11 protein-coding genes and 1 tRNA gene are annotated in these 17,601 nt (G+C 66.1%); 5 read left to right on the top strand and 7 right to left on the bottom strand.

Annotation, left to right across the window (positions count from 1 at the left end):
• Positions 1 to 52: 52 nt before the first annotated feature.
• The 4 genes from AAHM44_RS01390 to AAHM44_RS01375 are packed head-to-tail and all read right to left on the bottom strand — an operon-like array spanning position 53 to position 4,323.
• On the bottom strand, positions 53 to 1,009 hold the full coding sequence (locus tag AAHM44_RS01390) for an NAD-dependent epimerase/dehydratase family protein (protein WP_342248758.1): 957 nt from the start codon (positions 1,007 to 1,009) through the stop codon (positions 53 to 55).
• Complete coding sequence (locus AAHM44_RS01385; protein ID WP_342248757.1) at positions 1,002 to 1,661, bottom strand: HAD family hydrolase; 660 nt, start codon at positions 1,659 to 1,661, stop codon at positions 1,002 to 1,004. Before AAHM44_RS01385 ends, AAHM44_RS01390 begins: the two co-directional genes overlap by 8 nt.
• A complete protein-coding gene (locus AAHM44_RS01380; RefSeq protein WP_342248756.1) occupies positions 1,658 to 3,514 on the bottom strand; it encodes a thiamine pyrophosphate-binding protein in 1,857 nt (618 codons plus the stop codon). Before AAHM44_RS01380 ends, AAHM44_RS01385 begins: the two co-directional genes overlap by 4 nt.
• Positions 3,515 to 3,519: 5 nt before the next feature.
• Positions 3,520 to 4,323, bottom strand: a complete 804-nt coding sequence (locus AAHM44_RS01375; RefSeq protein WP_269574642.1) for an aldolase/citrate lyase family protein — start codon at positions 4,321 to 4,323, stop codon at positions 3,520 to 3,522.
• Between the two features lie 412 nt (positions 4,324 to 4,735).
• On the opposite strand from AAHM44_RS01375, the gene AAHM44_RS01370 reads away from it, so the two are divergent.
• From AAHM44_RS01370 to AAHM44_RS01350, 5 genes are all read left to right on the top strand, one after another.
• Entirely contained in the window at positions 4,736 to 5,725 is a 990-nt protein-coding gene (locus tag AAHM44_RS01370) for an FAD-binding oxidoreductase (protein WP_342248755.1), read from the top strand.
• A gap of 12 nt (positions 5,726 to 5,737) precedes the next feature.
• Positions 5,738 to 6,508 (top strand): glucose-1-phosphate cytidylyltransferase, encoded by a 771-nt coding sequence (rfbF, locus tag AAHM44_RS01365; RefSeq protein WP_184168051.1) that lies wholly within the window; start codon positions 5,738 to 5,740, stop codon positions 6,506 to 6,508.
• Positions 6,496 to 7,593: a CDP-glucose 4,6-dehydratase gene (gene rfbG, locus AAHM44_RS01360; RefSeq protein ID WP_269574645.1), complete on the top strand. Its 1,098-nt coding sequence runs from the start codon at positions 6,496 to 6,498 to the stop codon at positions 7,591 to 7,593. The genes rfbF and rfbG overlap by 13 nt, the downstream gene beginning before the upstream one ends.
• 8 nt (positions 7,594 to 7,601) lie before the next feature.
• Positions 7,602 to 8,915 (top strand): lipopolysaccharide biosynthesis protein RfbH, encoded by a 1,314-nt coding sequence (rfbH, locus tag AAHM44_RS01355; protein ID WP_184168049.1) that lies wholly within the window; start codon positions 7,602 to 7,604, stop codon positions 8,913 to 8,915.
• A gap of 90 nt (positions 8,916 to 9,005) precedes the next feature.
• Positions 9,006 to 9,090: transfer RNA gene (locus tag AAHM44_RS01350), tRNA-Leu, on the top strand.
• A 119-nt stretch (positions 9,091 to 9,209) separates the two neighbouring features.
• Here the strand turns inward: AAHM44_RS01350 and AAHM44_RS01345 are convergent.
• The 3 genes from AAHM44_RS01345 to AAHM44_RS01335 form a co-directional block, all read right to left on the bottom strand.
• Positions 9,210 to 12,095 (bottom strand): TonB-dependent receptor, encoded by a 2,886-nt coding sequence (locus tag AAHM44_RS01345; protein WP_342248754.1) that lies wholly within the window; start codon positions 12,093 to 12,095, stop codon positions 9,210 to 9,212.
• A gap of 107 nt (positions 12,096 to 12,202) precedes the next feature.
• Complete coding sequence (locus AAHM44_RS01340) at positions 12,203 to 13,687, bottom strand: DUF885 family protein (RefSeq protein ID WP_342248753.1); 1,485 nt, start codon at positions 13,685 to 13,687, stop codon at positions 12,203 to 12,205.
• 14 nt (positions 13,688 to 13,701) lie between these two features.
• Positions 13,702 to 17,469 (bottom strand): LamG-like jellyroll fold domain-containing protein, encoded by a 3,768-nt coding sequence (locus AAHM44_RS01335; protein ID WP_342248752.1) that lies wholly within the window; start codon positions 17,467 to 17,469, stop codon positions 13,702 to 13,704.
• Positions 17,470 to 17,601: the final 132 nt, after the last annotated feature.

The following is a 17,601-nucleotide window of genomic DNA, read 5'->3' as shown; positions in this document are numbered from 1 at the left end:
TTCGGCGGAGGGCGAGAATTGCGCCGCCGTATAGTTGTTGAGGGTCGTCAAGTCACCGCCGAACATCGTGTCCGGCAGCCTGCAGATAGTCGGCGGTTTCAACCACCTGCTGCCCGAGCGGGACGGGCGTGATGCCGTGCCGGGCGAGCAGTGCGGCATAGGCTTCGCCGTCGCCCGCATACCGGTCCGCCACCGGATCGGTGACCGGGGCGCGGCTGACGCCAGGTCCCTGCAGCGCTTCGGCGACGACCGCGGCGACGGCACCCAGTTCGAGTGCCTCGCCGCCGGTGTCGAAGCGCGTCACGCCCGAAGGGGCATCGCCCAGCAGCGCGAAGATCAGGGAGACCAGCTCGCGGATCGCCACATAGCCCCGGATCACCTCGCGCGGCGCCCGGACCTCGATCGGGCGCGTCGCGAGCGCGTCGAGGATGAAGCTGGCCATCGCATAGGCCTGGTGCTTGTTGATGAAGGGGCCGGTGATGTTGAAGATCCGGCCGATCACCGCCCGCTTGCCCCGGGCGGTGGCCCAGTCGGCGAAGCGATCCTCGTCCTCGCGCTTCATCGCGCCGTAGAGGCGCATCGCGGGCGAGGCGGCGGGATCCTCGGCCTTGTAGGCAGCGCCTGACGACGCGACGAACACCGCGGCGGCATCGACAGCGTCGAGCCCGGCCAGCACCGTATCGCTGATCTGCTGGTTGGCGGCGCGATAGGCGGCATCGTCCATCGCCTCGGCGCGGTCCTTGGTCAGGAACGCGAAATGGAGCACCCAGGCACCCGGCCGCGCCACCGCCGCTAGGTCGGCCAGGGCATACTGGCGCACGACGCGCCCGTCGCCCAGGTCGAGATCGCGCGGGGCCGATCCGAAGCACTGTACCCGATCGGCAAAGGCCTCTCCCAATGCGCGTTCCAGCAGGTCGAGCGTGGCCAGTCCCAGCCATCCGCTCGCCCCCGTGATGACGATGGGGCGATCGGTATCGGCCAGCGCATGCGCTATGGCCGGCTCAAGCATGCGCTGCCGCTCGCGCCAGAAGCGCGTCGATCAGGGGCGTGAAGGCGTCGTGGCTCGCGCAATCTCGTGCTTCCCAGCCGGGTTCGGCATAGCCATGCGTCAGGAAATGGAAGGGGATCGCCGCATCCGCCGCGATCCGGTGGTCGAGTTCGCTGTCGCCGACAAAGGCGCAGGCCGTCGCGTCGCCGCCGATGCGGGCGAGCAGGGCATCGAGCAGGTCGGGCGCAGGCTTCGGGCGCATGCCCGGCTGCCCGCCCACCACGAACGCGAAATGCTCGGCCAGCCCGGTATCGGCGAGGACCTTCTCGCACAGGCCCTGCGGCTTGTTCGAGCAGATCGACAGCGTCAGCCCGGCCGCGCGCAGCCGCGCCAGCCCCTCGGCCACGCCGGGAAACAGCGTTTCCACCGACGTTTCGTGCGCATGATAGCGCGCGCGGAAGTCGGCGAGATCCGCCTCGCCGTCGACACAGGCATCGCCCAGCAGCCCGCGGACCATGTCCAGCCCGCCGCGGCTCATATAGCTGCGCGCGGCGACCGGATCGATCGCCGCGGCATCCCCGCGTTCGGCCAGCATGCCCGACAGGATCTCGACACAGGTCGCGCAGCTATCGACCAGGGTTCCGTCGAGATCGAAGATGACGTGGCGGATCACGCCGCCACTTCGCTCGCCGCCATCGCCTCCGCCAGCTCCTCGCGCGGGAGGAAGGGCGAGAGGTCTTCCAGCGTCGGCGAGACCATCGTGCCGTCCTCGAGCCGGCGCGAGCTGAGCTTGGGCGCGAATTCCTGGCGCTTGTCGATCATCACTTCGCACAGCTGCGGGCCGTCGCCGGCCAGCGTCGCGCGGATCGTCTCGGGCAGCCCGCCATGGCTGTCCACCCGCGCCGCCGGGAATCCGAAGCCCTGGGCCAGCCGCGCGAAATCGGGGAAGCTCAGGCCGCTGTCCGGGCCGCAACCGACGATGTTGTCGGGGAAGTGGTTCTGCTGCGACTGGCGGATCGAGTGATAGCCGTCATTGTTGAGCACGAAGATCTTCACCGGCAGCTTCTGGCCGACGATGGTCTGCAGCTCCTGCAGGTTCATCATGATGCTGCCGTCGCCCGCCAGGCAGATGATGCGGCGACCGCCCCCGGCATAATAGGCGCCGATCGCGGCGGGCAGGTCATAGCCCATCGAGGCGCAGCCGGAATTGGTGAACAGCCGCTGGCCGGGCTTGAGGTTCGCGGCCTGGAAGATCGTGACGCAGGCAGTGCCGTCGCCCGAGACGATGATGTCGCCTTCCTCGAGCTCGTCGAACAGCGCTTCGGCGAAGACATAGGGATTGATCGGCGATTCGGTGTCGCGATACTCGAGCAGCACCACCGGATAGCGGGCGGCGAGCGCGCGGCTGCGGTCGAGGAACGCCCTGCGCGCGGCGACCGCGTCGTCGGCCGGCGCCGCGACCGTCTCCGCCGCGGCGAAGAAATCGGCCAAGTCGGCATGGACCGGGCGGTGCAGCGACAAAGTGGGCTTGGAGAGCTCCGCCTTGTCGATATCGACCATCGCGACGCGGGCATTCCGCGCGAAGCTCTTCCAGTTGTAGCTGATCTGGCGGATGTTCAGGCGCGATCCGAGCACCAGCACATAATCCGCGGTCTGCACCGCGAAATTGCCGCCGCGATCGCCGACCGTGCCCGGGCGCCCGACATAGAGCGGATGGCTGTTCGGGATCGCGTCATGCGCGTTCCAGCCGGTGACGACGGGCACGCCGAGGCGCTCGACGAAACGGAGGAACTCGGCATGCTGGCCCGAGAGGCGCACGCCGGCGCCGGCCAGGACGACCGGACGCTCGGCGGCATGCAGCTCCGCCATCAGCGCCGCGACTTCGCTGTCCAGCGCATCGCCGGTCAGCGCGCCGAGTTCGGCGCTGGTATTGGCGGCTTCGCCCTCATGATCGAGCTCGGCCGGATCGAAGCGCTCGAGCGCGTCGAAATCGACCGGCGCGGCCTGCACGTCGATCGGCACGTCGATCCACACCGGGCCGGGGCGGCCGCGGGTGCAAAGATAGAGCGCCTTCTCGACCACCTTGCGCGCCTGGAGCGGATCGTCGAGCACCACGGCATATTTGGTGATGCCGCGGACCATCTCGACGATGTCCACTTCCTGGTCGCCGAGCTGGCGCAGGGGCAGGGGGTAGTTGAACGCGCAGGTCTCGCGCTTCACCTGACCCGACACGACGACCATGGCGATCGAATCGACATAGGCGCCGTAGACGCCGTTGAGCGCGTTGACGCCACCGGGGCCGGTGGTCACGTTCACCGCCGCCGGACGGTTAGACAGGCGGCAATAGCTCTCCGCCGCGATCGAGGCGGCCTGTTCGTGGTGGACGAAGACCTTGTGCAGGCCTTCGGTACGTCCGAACGCATCGTTGAGGTGCATCGCACCCCCGCCGGTGAGCATGAACATGTCGGTTACGCCGTGCTCGACGAGCAGGCGGGCGATCAAATCGGCAACGCGCATTTTGGTCATGACGGTTAGGCAGCGGCCTTGATGGCGCCCTTCTGGCGCTTTTCCATCATCGCGATGCGGACTTCGTCCTCGGCGGCGATGGTCTTGTAATAGTCGCGCTTGTTCTTGAGCCAGAGCAGCTCGAACTGGATCGCCAGCTCCATGCCCGCGGTCGCGGAGGCCGGGTTGGCGAGCACGCCACCGTCGAAGATGACCTTGCGGGTCTCGAAACGGTCCAGGCGCTGTTCGCGCACGGCGCTGAGCAGCGGGATCGAATCCGGGCTGACGCCACCGCCGACGACGAGCTCAAGGCCGTTCTCGCGAGCGACCTGGCCGCTCTTCACGACGAAGGCGCGCATGTCGTCGCTGTTCACGAAATCGCGCGTGTGGCCCATCGAGCCGGCGAAATCGACGCGGCCGAAGACCATGCCGACGCGGCCCTTGCGGGCGATCTCGGCCATCTCGTCCAGCTTCTCGAACGTGCTGTGGGTTTCGAGATTGAACAGGAAGCTCACATCGTCCTGCTCGTCGCGCGGATAGAACTTGTCCTTCGCCGCGATGAACTTGGAAAGCGCATAGGGGGTCTCGACCATCGGTGCGATGATGTAGTCCACACCGTAGAGCCGGCACTCGATCAGATCGCGGATCGCTTCGCAGCCGCCGATCTTGATCGCGACCTTAAGGCCCGCACGACGGGTGATCTCCAGGAGGCGCAGCAGCTCGTCGACGCGCGTGCCTTCGGCCTCGAATTCGGCCTTGATGGCAACGATCTGATGCTTGGCCTTGCCCTCCTCCAAGAGCGCAAGCATCCGCTTTTCGTACTCATTCACGTGCAAATCTCCCCGCACCAAACTCAAATAATCGAAGCTGGCCATTCCTTCGGCTGCTTCAAAGGTATGAAACTTTTAAGTCAGGATAGCGCCTGTCGTCCGAGACGGATCCAGGTTGCAAAGTCCGTAACTGCAACGCCAATGGCTCTGGGAAGCGGTTGACGCAAGGCGCAGAAAGGACGGCAGGCGGATGACGCGCTCTGCAACAAGCGCCTCTATCTCAACGATTTCTCCCTCGATCGGCTACCATTTTTTACCCCGAAATGGCCGAATATTCCGAGTGCGTGCGAATTTTGCAGGCACAACCGAAGCGGTGTCAATGGTTTTTCCGTCAACATTCAGCCCGAATCCGTTGCAGCTAAGTTTTTGGATGTTGGACTAGAAACGAGAAACAACTATCAGCGCGCCGTCTATGCCTAACGTCACGCTCAACACCGGGCGCACCTTTTCCGCCGATCCCGCGGTCACGATCCTGGACGCAGCCCGCGCCCAGGGCGTGACGCTCGAATATAGTTGCCGGACCGGGCGCTGCGGCATCTGCAAGGCGCCCTTGCTCTCGGGCGAGACCGCGGTCCTCAAGTCCGAAGCCGAGGGGCTGACGGCCGAGGAAGCGGCCGCCGGCCTGATCCTGACCTGCTGCCGCGCGGCAACCGACGACGTCGCGCTCGACATCGAGCCGCTCGACCGGCTCCAGGGGCTGGAGATCAAGACGATGCCGAGCCGCATCGCCTCGATCGAGCGCCTCGCGCCGGATATCGTGAAGGTGGTCCTGCGCACGCCGCCTGCCTCGCCGATGCGCTTCCTGCCCGGCCAATATGTCGATGTGCTCGCCGAAGGCGTGCGGCGCAGCTATTCGCTGGCCAACGCGCCGCGCGCGGACGGCCTGCTCGAACTCATCATCAAGCGCTACCCCGGCGGGCGGCTGAGCGAATATTGGTTCGAGCGCGCCAAGCCCAACGACCTGATCCGGATCGAGGGGCCGTTCGGCACCTTCTTCCTGCGCGACGAAGGGCCGCGCGACATCGTCTTCCTCGCCACCGGCACCGGCATCGCGCCGGTGAAGGCGCTGCTTGAGGAATTCGCCGCGGATGCGGAACGTGCCGCCCGGCACCGTCTCCGCGTGTTCTGGGGCAACCGGGAGGCGGAGAGCTTCTGCTGGGATCCGGTTGCCTTGGGGCTGGACATCGCAGTGCATCATCTGCTTTCGGATAGGGAAGCCGCCTGGGGAGGGGCGCGCGGCTATGTTCAGGATGCAGCTGTCCGGGACGGGATCGATCCGGAAGATACTGTTGTCTATGCGTGCGGATCCAACGCGATGATCGCGTCGGCCCGCACCGCGCTGCTGGCGCTCGGCCTGCCGGCCAAGCGCTTCTTTTCAGATGCTTTCGTAAGCTCGAATTGAGGGTAAGAACCGATGAAGGCAGTCATTCTGGCTGGGGGGCTCGGCACGCGTTTCGCTGAAGAGACCAGCCTGCGTCCGAAGCCGATGATCGAGATCGGCGGTCGCCCGATCCTGTGGCACATCATGAAGATCTACGCCGCGCACGGCGTGACGGAATTCATCATCTGCTGTGGCTACAAGGGCTACATCATCAAGGAATATTTCGCGAACTACTTCCTCCACATGTCGGACGTGACGTTCGACATGGTCGAGAACAAGATGATCGTGCACGAGAAGCGCGCCGAGCCGTGGAAGGTCACGCTGGTCGATACCGGCGATGAGTCGCAGACCGGCGGCCGCCTGAAGCGCGTCGGCGACCTGGTGAAGGACGAGGAGTTCTTCTTCTTCACCTATGGCGACGGCGTGGGCGACATCGACATCGCGAAGACGCTCGAATTCCACCGCGCCCATGGCAAGGCCGCGACGCTCACCGCCACCTATCCGCCGGGTCGCTTCGGCGCGCTGCAGATCGAGAACGGCCAGGTCGAGCAGTTCCTCGAAAAGCCGCAGGGCGATGGCGGCATGATCAATGGCGGCTTCTTCGTGCTCTCGCCCAAGGTGCTCGACTATATCGAGGGCGACGCGACGCTGTGGGAGCAGGAGCCGCTGCGCAACCTGGCGTCGGACGGCGAGCTGATGGCCTATGAGCATCACGGCTTCTGGCAGCCGATGGACACGCTGCGCGAGAAGCAGATGCTCCAGAGCCTGTGGGAAAGCGGCAAGGCGCCCTGGTGCATCTGGTGAAAGCCGGCGTCGATCCTGGATTCTGGGCGGGCAAGCGCGTCTTCCTGACCGGGCATACCGGGTTCAAGGGCAGCTGGCTGTCGCTGTGGCTGCAGCAGATGGGCGCGGAGCTGACCGGCTTCGCGCTCGCGCCGCCGACCGATCCGGCGCTGTTCCAGGTCGCGGATGTCGCGACGGGCATGAACTCGATCATCGGCGACATTCGCGATGCGGAAGCGCTGACCTCGGCGCTGGTCGCCGCGGATCCCGAGATCGTGATCCACATGGCCGCGCAGCCGCTGGTCCGGGCGTCCTATGACGATCCGGTCGGCACCTATGCCACCAATGTGATGGGCACCGTCCATCTGCTCGAGGCGGTGCGCAAGGCAGCAGGGGTGCGCGCGGTCTGCGTGGTCACTACCGACAAATGCTATGAGAACCGCGAATGGGTGTGGGGCTATCGCGAGGACGAAGCGATGGGCGGCCATGATCCGTACAGCAATTCCAAGGGCTGCGCGGAGCTGGTCACTTCGGCCTATCGTCGTTCGTTCTTCACCGGCGAAGGCAAGGCCGCAATCGGATCGGGCCGCGCCGGCAATGTGATCGGCGGCGGCGACTGGGCTGCCGATCGTCTGGTGCCCGATATCCTGCGCGCGGTGAGCGCCGGCGAGCCGGTACTGATCCGCAATCCGCTGGCGACCCGGCCGTGGCAGCATGTGCTCGAGCCGCTCTCGGGCTATCTCGTGCTCTGCCAGGCGCTGTGGAACGATCCCGCGGCCGCTGCCGAGGGCTGGAACTTCGGCCCGCGCGACGAGGATGCGCGGCCGGTCCAGTGGATCGTCGAGAAGATGTGCGCGCTGTGGGGCGAGGGCGCGTCGTGGGTGCGGGACCCGAGCGTCCAGCCGCACGAGGCCAATTTCCTCAAGCTCGACATCTCCAAGGCGCGCGCCGGTCTCCGCTGGGAGCCGCGCTGGAATCTCGCCCGGGCGCTTGAGAGCATCGTCGACTGGCAGCGCGCCTGGACCGCCGGCGACGACATGCACGCCTATTGCCTTTCCGAGCTGGCCCGCTTCGTCGCGGCCGGCACCGCACACGACCAAGGATAATCCGTTTCATGACTGCTGACGATCTTCGCAAGGAAATCCGCACCCTGGTGGGCCGCTATGCCGAGGCGCAGTTCGCGCCGAAGCCGTTCGTGCCGGGCGAGAGCGTGATCCCGCCCGCCGGCAAGGTGATCGGCGCCCCCGAAATCGAGCTGATGGTCGAAGCCGCGCTGGACGGCTGGCTGACCACCGGCCGCTTCAACACCGAGTTCGAGGCGGGCCTGGCCAAGCTGGTCGGTGCGCCGTTCGTGCTCACCACCACCTCGGGCTCCTCGGCCAACCTGCTCGCGCTGTCGTGCCTGACCAGCCACAAGCTGGGCGATCGCCGCCTGAAGCCGGGGGATGAGGTCATCACCGTCGCGGCGGGCTTCCCGACCACGGTGAACCCGTCGATCCAGCACGGGCTGGTGCCGGTGTTCGTCGATGTCGACGTGCCGACCTACAATATCGACGCCAGCCTGATCGAGGCGGCGATCACCGAGAAGACCGGCGCGATCATGATCGCCCACACGCTCGGCAACCCGTTCAACCTCGCCGAGGTCCGGCGGATCTGCGACAAGTACGACCTGTGGCTGGTCGAGGATTGCTGCGATGCGCTCGGCGCGACCTATGCGGACAAGCTGGTCGGCACCTGGGGCGATGTCGCCACGGTGAGCTTCTATCCGGCGCACCACATCACGATGGGCGAGGGCGGCGCGGTGTTCACCAGCTCGATGGAGCTGAAGCCGATCATCGAGTCGATCCGCGACTGGGGCCGCGACTGCTATTGCGCGCCGGGTTGCGACAATACCTGCGGCTCGCGCTTCGGCCAGCAGCACGGCACGCTGCCGTTCGGCTACGACCACAAATATGTCTACTCGCACCTTGGCTATAACCTGAAGATCACCGACATGCAGGCGGCGTGCGGCCTGGCCCAGCTCGAGCGGGCCCAGGGTTTCGTCGAAGCGCGGCGGCGGAACTTCGAATTGCTCACCGAACGGCTGAAAAGCCTCGAGGAAGTGTTCATTCTGCCGGAAGCCACCCCCAATTCGAATCCCTCCTGGTTCGGCTACCCCATCACTATCCGGGATGGAGTGGATGCCAAGCGCGTCGACGTGACCCGCTATCTCGACCAGAACAAGATCGGTACCCGCCTGCTCTTCGCCGGCAACCTGACCCGCCAGCCCTATTTCGAGCATGTGAACTATCGCGTGGTCGGCGACCTGACCCGCACCGACCAGGTGATGAACAACACCTTCTGGATCGGCCTGTTCCCGGCACTGGGCGCCGAGCATTTCGACTATGTCGGCGAGAAGCTCGAAGAGTTTTTCGGCCTGAACTTCTAAGACAGACGCACATGCCGCGATCCGCGTTCGCGCGGATCGCGCAAGTGCTTGCCCCGGGGCTTTCCATCGTCTAGCCACCCGGGCTTCGCTGCCCCTGTGGCGAAATTGGTAGACGCGACCGACTCAAAATCGGTTGCCGCAAGGCATGCTGGTTCGAGTCCGGCCAGGGGCACCAACAAACAAAAAGACCGCGGCGCCATCGGCACCGCGGTCTTTTTGTTTTTGCCGGCACTGCAAAAGAAAGGGCCGCCGCGTCGGGTGACGCGACGGCCCCATAGTGGATCGCGGAGGCGATCAGAGCTTCAGGCGCGCACCGACCAGGAAGGTGCGGCCGAAATGATTGAACTCGTAGTTCCGGTTCGCGGCGGTGTCGGTGTAGCGGTCGCGATAGGCGTCGGTCAGGTTGGTGCCTTCCACCGACAGCTCGATCCAATCGGTGAGCTTGTAGCGGACCGATGCGTCGACATTGGTGATCGCGTTATAGCCTTCGAACACGTTGCCCGTGCCCGAGCCGGCATCGACATAGGGCCCGCGATAGCTGACCGAGGCGCGTGCGCTGAACTTCTTGTCTTCATAGTAGAGCGTCGCGTTGAACGCCTTCTTCGACACGCCGTAGAGCGTCGAGTTGAAGGCCCGGTTCGGCAGCGTCAGCGAGCCGTTGGCGTTCACCGCGGTGGCGGGTGCCGACTGGCTGTAGGTCGCACTCGAGTCGATGAAGGTCGCGTTCGCGATGCCGCCGAAGTTCTTCAGGAAGCCCGGCAGGAAGCGGAACGGCGCCTGCACCGCGATCTCGACGCCCTTGAGCGATGCGCCGGTGCCGTTGACCGTGGTCACCACCGTCCAGATCGGCTGGGCGAGCTGGGCCGGGTTCAGGAAGGCCGGCGACGAGGCGGCGAGCACGGTGGCGGGCAGGCCGGTCGACAGGAAGGTCTGGCCGGTGAGCGTGGCGCTGACCGGGAAGCTCTTCACATTCTTCTTGAACACCGCGACCGAGAAGATCGACTGCGGCGCGAAATACCACTCCGCCGCGAGATCATAGGCCGTGGCGCGATACGGATCGAGGTTCGGATTGCCGAACGACACGCGGTAGTTGAAGCCGTCGGCCGAGCCGCCCGGCGTCAGGCTGCCCAGCGTCGGGCGCGTCATCACTTCGGCGGCGGCGGCGCGCAGGATGACGTTCTCGGCCGGGAACAGCGCGACGTTCACCGAAGGCAGCCAGTCGTCATAGGTCCGCTTCACGGTGACGGGCAGGGTGCCGTTGATGCCGGTCGAGCTCTGGTCGGTCGAGGCATAGCGGATGCCGGCGTTGAGCGCATAGCGCAGGCCGAACAGATCGCCCTTGGCGTCGAACTGGAGATAGCCGCCCTTCACCTCTTCGGTGACGTTGCGGTTGTTGCCCACGTCGAGCGCCAGCGGACGGTTGTAGAGGCCGGTATAGGCTGCGGCCGCGTCGATATTGGCGACCACCCAGCTGGTGGTGGTGCCCGCCGGCTGGCCGGCATTGCCGAGGTTGACCAGCTCGGTCAGCTGCGGGGTGGCCTGGAAGCCGTAGACAGCCGTCGGGCCGAAGGTCGAGGTGGTCGAGCAGGTGATCGTCTTGAGCACCAGATCAAGGCCGCCATTGCCGCACACGGCGGTGTCACGCTGATAGGCCTTCACCTGATAGTCGAAGCGGCGATACATCGCGCCCGACTTGATCTGGAAGCCCTCGGCCACGTCCCATTCGGTGCGCAGCTGCGCGGTGCGGAACTTGTTGGTGACGTTCGACGGGCGATCGCGGATTTCGGCGAGCTGGAAGTTTGCCGGATCGGTCACGCTGGTACCGAAGGTCAGCACTGGCTGACGCATATTGGAATAGTCGTACTTGTAGTTCTGCGCGTCACGGTCATCGAGGATGAGCGTCGTCTCGACCGGGATGTCGGCATTCGACTTGGAGATGCCGCCGAGCAGGGTGAAGCGGAAGCTGTCGCCCAGCTCCTGATCCCACGTGCCGCCGATCTGGTAGAATTCGGTGTCCGACTTGCGGAGGTAATGCTCGGTGCGCACCCACGCGTCGTTGAGGGTGGCCGAGATCATGTTGTTGTTGCTGTCGTAGACCGGGTTCACGACGTTGATCGAGCGCTCGTTCGAACGCAGCAGCACCTCGAGCCACTTCTCCTCACGGGTTTCCTTGAAGCGCGAATAGAGGCCGTCGATCGAGATCTTGGTCGCGTCGCTAGGTGCCCACTGGACGCTGCCGGTGATGCCCAGGCGCTCGCGGTCATGCCCGACGATGCCGTAGCGCGGAATGCGCGGGTGGAAGGAGAGGGCGGCCTGCGAGCAGACTGCGCTCGGGACATAGGTGCCGCCCGAATTGGCGGTGGTCCAGCAATTGGTGCCGCTGACCTGGTCGAAGGTCGCCTGGGCCCAGCGCACCGAGTTGTTGCCGAGCTCGACATTGTCGGTCTTCGAATAGGCTGCCGACAGCGACGCACCGAACGCGCCGCTCGGCGACTTCCACGAAAGCAGGCCGGCGAAGCGCGGGCCCCAGTTCTTGGAGAGGTCGTTATAGCTGGCCTGGGCCGAGCCGACGAAGGTGAAGCCTTCCTTGCCGCCCAGCGGGTTGCCGGTGTTCAGGTCGACGACTGCGCCGAGCGAGCCTTCGTCGAGTGAAGCCTCTGCCGTCTTGTGGACGACGAGCGAGTTGAACAGTTCCGAAGCGAACACGTTGAAATCGAAGGCGCGGTCGCGGTTGGCCGAGGCACCGTCGGTCGAGGTGGCAACGGTCTCCAGGCCGTTGAGGCGGACGCGGGTGAACTGCGCGCCGAGGCCGCGCACGGTGATCGCACGGCCTTCGCCGGCGTCACGCTGGATCGAGATGCCCGGGATACGCTGCAGCGATTCCGCGAGATTCTGATCCGGGAACTTGGCGATGTCTTCTGCGACGATCGCGTCGACCGAGGAAACCGACTCCTTCTTGAGGTTCAGCGCCTTCTGGAGCGACTGGCGGAAACCGGTGACAACGATGGCGCCATCGGTGCCCTGGTCCTGCTCCTGCACGGTGGTTCCCTGGCTGCTGTCGGCAGGCGGCGTCTGGGCCGCGTCCTGCGCCAGCGCCGGAGTCGCGATGCTCGCACCGGCAATCACAGCCAGCGAGGCGCCGGCCGACCAGATATTCCGCTTCAAAAACCCTTTACGCATCCCAATTCTCCCATGTTCAGTGTTTCCAGGCCGGCCGCGGGCGGCGCCTGGCTATCGGCCGGTTCACACCGGCTCTCTGTTCGATCCCGGGCGGGCTCTCGCCTGCCTCAGGCAATCATCGCGAAGCGCTTGCGCCCGTTGGCGAGCAGCCTGCGGTGAAATTTCCTGAGCGATTCTGTGCCTTTGCGGCGCTCGGTGGCGCCAATGCGAGCCAAGCCCAACCAGGTGAGCGCCTCAGCGGCGCGCATGGCGGGGTCTATGCAGATTCGCTCGATATCCTGCGCCATTGGCGCGAAATAGGCCGCCTCTCCCTGCAGTTTCGCGAGCTTGCTGCTCGTCTGTGCCAGTGTCTCTTGTCCGATATGGACACCGGTGTCAACCAATCCGCGGCCGATGCGGAAGAGCAGCCAGTGCAAATGCCCCAGAAGCGCACGGTCATCGCCCGCAAAGGCGCCGTCGGTTGCCATCAGCTGCTCGGTGTAGATCGCCCAGCCTTCGGCAAAGGCCGGCGCATATTCGAGTCGCAGCGGGTGCGGATTGGCGGCTGCCTCGATCGGCATCTGGATCATGTGCCCGGGCAGCAGTTCATGATGGACCACGGCGGGCAGGGTCCAGGACGGGCGGTCGCGGATGCGCTTGAGGTCCGGATAATAGGCGCCGGGTGAGGTCGGGGTGGGCACGGTGCGATAACCCTGCTTGCCCTCGGCTTCCTCGGCGCGCGTCATCCGCACGGTGGCGACGTTCAGGCACTCGGGCGGCAGCGGGCCGAACAGGGCGGGCAGGCGGGCAGGAACGCGGGCGAGGGTGGCGTTCATATCGGCAACTAGCCGATCGCGACCGGCATCATCGTCGCTGTAGAGAAAGCGGTTATCCGTGAACGCGGCGCTGATCCGGGCGCCGACGCTGCCTTTTGTATAGCCCAGGCGCTTGAGGACGGTGTCGGTGCGCGCGGTAAGCTCCTGCGCCTTGGCGAGCAGGATGCGGTGCGCCTCGGCAGGCGCGATGCGCGCGCCGTAATGGCGTTCCAGCAGCAGCGCGAAATAGTCGGTGCCGCCGGGGAAGCGGCCGGTGCCGGGCTCGGCGGGTGCCTTGGGGGCGAGCTCCGCGAGCAGGGCCGCCTGGCGGCGCAAGGCCTCGGCTTGGGGGCCGGATGCCTTTTCCGCTGCTGCGGCGATTCCGGCGCGGGTCTTTTCGAGCAGCGGGAGAGGGAGGATTGCGCCGCGGGCGGCGTCGGTCCGTATTGCCTCGCTCTCCGCGTTGACCTTGCGAGCATCCGGCACGGTGTCGCGCCAGGCGCCGGCATTGGGCGCAATTGTATAGGGCGAGCGGCCGAGCCGGCCGATCGGGAAGCGACGCAGGAGCTGCGCATCCACCACGAGTCCCGCGCGGACCGTTTCCAGGTCGATCCGGGCGGAGGGAGAAAGCGACGCCGGCGCGAAGCCTTTCAGCTGCGCCAGCTTCGCCTCGGGCGTGTCGAGCCTCGCCAGCCCGTCCAGTGCTGCGCGCAAAGCTTCGTCCTGTCCCGGCGCGGCCAGGGCAAGACGAGGGAGCGCGGCGACTCCGGCGGCGGCGAGGAACTGGCGGCGTTGCATCGCGATCCTCCGGTTCAGTTGGTCAGCGTCACCACATTGTTCAGCTGCGTCACTTCCGCCGCATTGCCCGGCAGCGCTACACGCACACGCGCGGCGCCCCTGGGCAGGCTCAGGCGGATCGTTGCAGTCTTCGGGGTAAGGTCGAGCGGGGCGGCGAGGGCGGGAATGGCGGCGGTAGCCAGTGCCTTGCCCGATGCATCCTCGACCGTCAGCGTACCGCCGGCCGCTCCCTTCGCGCCCAGGCTATGGACCGTGACGGCGAGCTTGCCACCCTTCACCACCACGTCATCGCTGCCGATGCCGAGATCCGGCCGCGTGGCGACGTCCTCGCCCGGCGTCTTGAGTGTGAACTCGATCTCGGTGGTGGCGTGCGGCGCGAAGGTGACCCGCGTCGAGGCGCTGCGCTCGAGATGGAGCGCAGTGGTTGCGCCGTTCGTCACCATTTCCCATTCGCCGGCGGCCACGTTCCAGGTCGACATGTCGGCGCTCTGCGGGGTGTCGCCGGTGTTATAGGCGATCACCTTGAAATGCGTCGGCGTGGCGCCGGGAACGAGGATGGCGGTCTTCAGCGCGCCCTCGGGATCGTCGAAGCGCCAGCTGACCGCGTTGCCCGGCCAGGTCTGGTTGCGGCGAAGCGCAATGCCGCCGAGCCGCTCGCGCTGGAGGATCTCGTTGGGCTGGTCTACGCGGTCGGACCACCAATGGCCCTCGGTGTACATGTACTGGCGCTGCGACTTGTCCTCGATCGCCGCGGCATGCAGCGATTCCAGATATTTGGTATCGCCGGTCGCGTCCCAGGCGGCCCATTGCTCGAAAGCGCCGCCTTTCTTCGCCTTGTCGGTGAGCGTCTTCGACCAGTCCTTGTCGCCGCCGAGCAGCTTGATGACGTTCTCGTTGATGTCCTGCACCGAGGCGGGGCCGCTCTTGCCGACGCGGGCGAGGATCGGGCTCAGATATTTCGCGTCGCCGGTAAAGCGCCAGGCCGACCAGGCCGCCTGGATCGGGGTGGAGGCCCCGCCGCCATCGCCGGCGCGCTCGGCATCGGCGCGCCAGTTGATCTCGTTCGGCCAGGACCAGTTGCCCTTGGCATCCTGCTTGCCATGCGCCAGCAGCCCGTCGGTGACGCCGGTGATCAGGCCCTGGGCATCGGGATTGCCGTTGTAGAGACCGACCAGCGTGGGGGCGTGGAGGACGACCCAGCTATAGGGCTTCTGCCACTCGAACGGCCCCTCGCGGTACATCTTGCGCGCGCCGTACCAGTTGCTGGCGAAGTGCATGTGGCCGGCGGCATTGGGCAGGATCACGCCCTTCAACGCCTTCACCGTCGCCATCAGCCGCTCGACCGCACGCGGCTCGCCCCAGTTCAGATAGAGGCGCTCGGCGTCCGAGTTCATCCCTTCCTCATAGGCATGGAGCTCGTCGGTGGTGATATAGCCGAGGCCGTTCACCATCATGCCGTTCTTGTAGGCGGCGTCGGAAAGCGCGCGCAGCGACGTGTTGATCTTGTCCGGATCGACGCCCATCAGCGCCAGCCCGGGCCATTGCTGGAGCAGATCGGTGTCGTCCGAGATGCCGCCGCCGAAATCGCCATAGGGCACCTGGCGGTTGTCGATCCACCAGTTCACGAACTGGCGGGTGATCTTCAGATCCTCAAGCTGGCGGAAGGCCCAGAGCGGCACGCCGGCCGGCGCTTCGGGCTGCTTGAAGTCGGGCAGGTTCTGCGGGCCGTAGCTGATATCCGCCCAGTAGCGCCGCCCCTCGACATTGTCGGGGTCGACCCGGAGCAGGTCCCGCACGTCGGCGAAGACGCGGGCATACATGGCGGCGCGCTTCGAGGCGGTGTGCTCCTCGACCAGGAAGCCCCAATTGTCCTTCACCTGGTTGAAGCGGTCGGCGACGTGCTCGCGCAGCGCTTCCTTGCGGTCCTTGAACACCAGGCGGATGTTCATGCCGTCGAGCGATGCCGGACCGAAGTCCGGCGCGGCGGAGGCGACGGAGAGATAAAGGCTGTCATTGGTGAGGATACGGTCGCGCAGGTCGAGCCAGAGCGTGCGCGCTTCGCCGGGGCGGACCGAGATCGACAGGTCGATCATGTCGCGGCCCGGCCAGATCGGGTCCTTCACCTTGATGTTGAGCGGGATCAGCCCGTCCTTGCCGGGCGTCGCCTTGAGCGCGGGGATGTCGAGCGCGATGCCGTCCAGCCCGTCGCGGCTATTCTCCCAGCCATAGTTCCAGGCGCGCGCCAGCGCCCGGCCGGCAAAGGCATCGCCGAAGCCCGACGGGATCAGCACATGGACGATCGGCATCGCGCCCTCGACATGCGCGGCGGCACCGGTCGAGGCGGCGCTGCCCGCACCCGCGGCGGCCGAGCTGGCGCCGGGCGGCAAGGCGAGCACGGTGTTGCGCTCGTCAGCCGGATAGCGGCCGCGAATGAACTTGTTGAGCGGCGCGAGCGCGGCGAGATCGGCCGAGACCTTCGCGTCCACCGTGTAGTTGAGCTTGAACGCGCCCTCCGGCTCCTTGCCGGTGCCGACGTCATAGGCCCAGATTTCCTGGATCGGCTGTTCCTGCATCACATTGGTGAAGCGCAGCGTGCCGCCCTGTGCCTCGCCAAGCGAGGTGACGCTGCGGACTAAGCCCTGCGGACGCCGGGCCAGGCTGCGAAAGCTGCTGCCGTCGGCGGCATAATCGAGCGCGCCATAGGCGGCGCCGCGGATTTCGAGCCGATTGAATTTCTCGTCCTTGGGGACCGTGAGCGTGTAGGTCTTGCCGCCCTCGACATAGACGTTCCAGTCGGGCAGCTCGAAATAATCGTCGCGGCCGGGGAGCTTCGAGCGGTTGTAGACGCCGGGCCAGGTGGTCTCGGCGATGCCGTCCACGCCCTTCCACATCCACTCCTTCAGGTCCTTCGCGTCGGCGAACTCGACCTTGCGGACGCTGGTGACCTTGTCGGCAAGCACCGGCGGCGAGGCTGCGTCCCAGCCGAAGCGGTGGAGCCAGGCGGCGCGTTTGCCGGCATCGGCGATGGCGGGCGAGGGGGCGGGCTCAGCCTTGGCGGCGAGCGCGGCGATGCCGGCGGTGTCGAGCATGCGGTCATAGACGCGGATCTCGTCGAGATCGCTGCCACGCATGAAATTATAGCGGCTCTGCACCTGATGCGGCGCCATCACGCGGCCCGCCATGCCGAACTGGTCGAGCCCGGTATCGAGATCGGCCTTCTGGTCCTTGCGGGCGACTTCCTTGCCATCGACGAAGAGCCTGACCCCGACGCTCTCATCCCAGGCGAAGGCGATATGCTGCCAGGCGTCAGGTGCCGGCTTTTCGGGCAGCTTGAACGAGACGCGGACGCGCGAGAGATTGGCGTCGGTCACAAAGGCATCGAAGCCGTGGCCGTTCCAGTCGATGCGCAGGAACGCCATGTCCCAGCTGCTATGATCCGCATAGCCGACGCGGAAGATCACGAAGGGTGCTTCACCTACCGGCTCGCGGCTGCGCCAGAAGAAGGAGAGGGTGCCGCGCTGCGCCTGGATATTCCCGGCCGCGTTCCAGGCGATATAGCCGTCATCGGCCCAGCGGAACGCGCCGCCGATCGCGCCGTCCGGCACGTTGGTGACCTTGGTCTGGAAATTGGGGACCGCGTCGCCACGCGCCTTCTCCGCAGTGCCGTTCTTGTCGCCCGAGGCACGGAAGAGCAGGCCGTCGTCCTCGGTCTGGGCAAAGGCGGGGCCGGCGGAGAGCGCGAGAGCCCATGCCAGGGCAATGCTGGTGGACGTGCGGATCATGACATGCCTCTCTGAACCATAGCAGGACGGTCTCGGCCGCCTTTGTTGTCAAGCATGGCGACGGCTGACACCGGTGGCAATCCCTTTCTCGTTTCCGGCCTATTTCGACGATCCGACTTTAGGTGCGTTGAC

Origin of the sequence: Sphingomonas sp. OTU376, assembly GCF_038440415.1 — a bacterium.
Lineage (GTDB): Bacteria > Pseudomonadota > Alphaproteobacteria > Sphingomonadales > Sphingomonadaceae > Sphingomonas > Sphingomonas kyeonggiensis_A.
The sequence above is the reverse complement of the archived record's forward strand: the minus strand, read 5'-3'. Positions and strand labels throughout refer to the sequence as shown.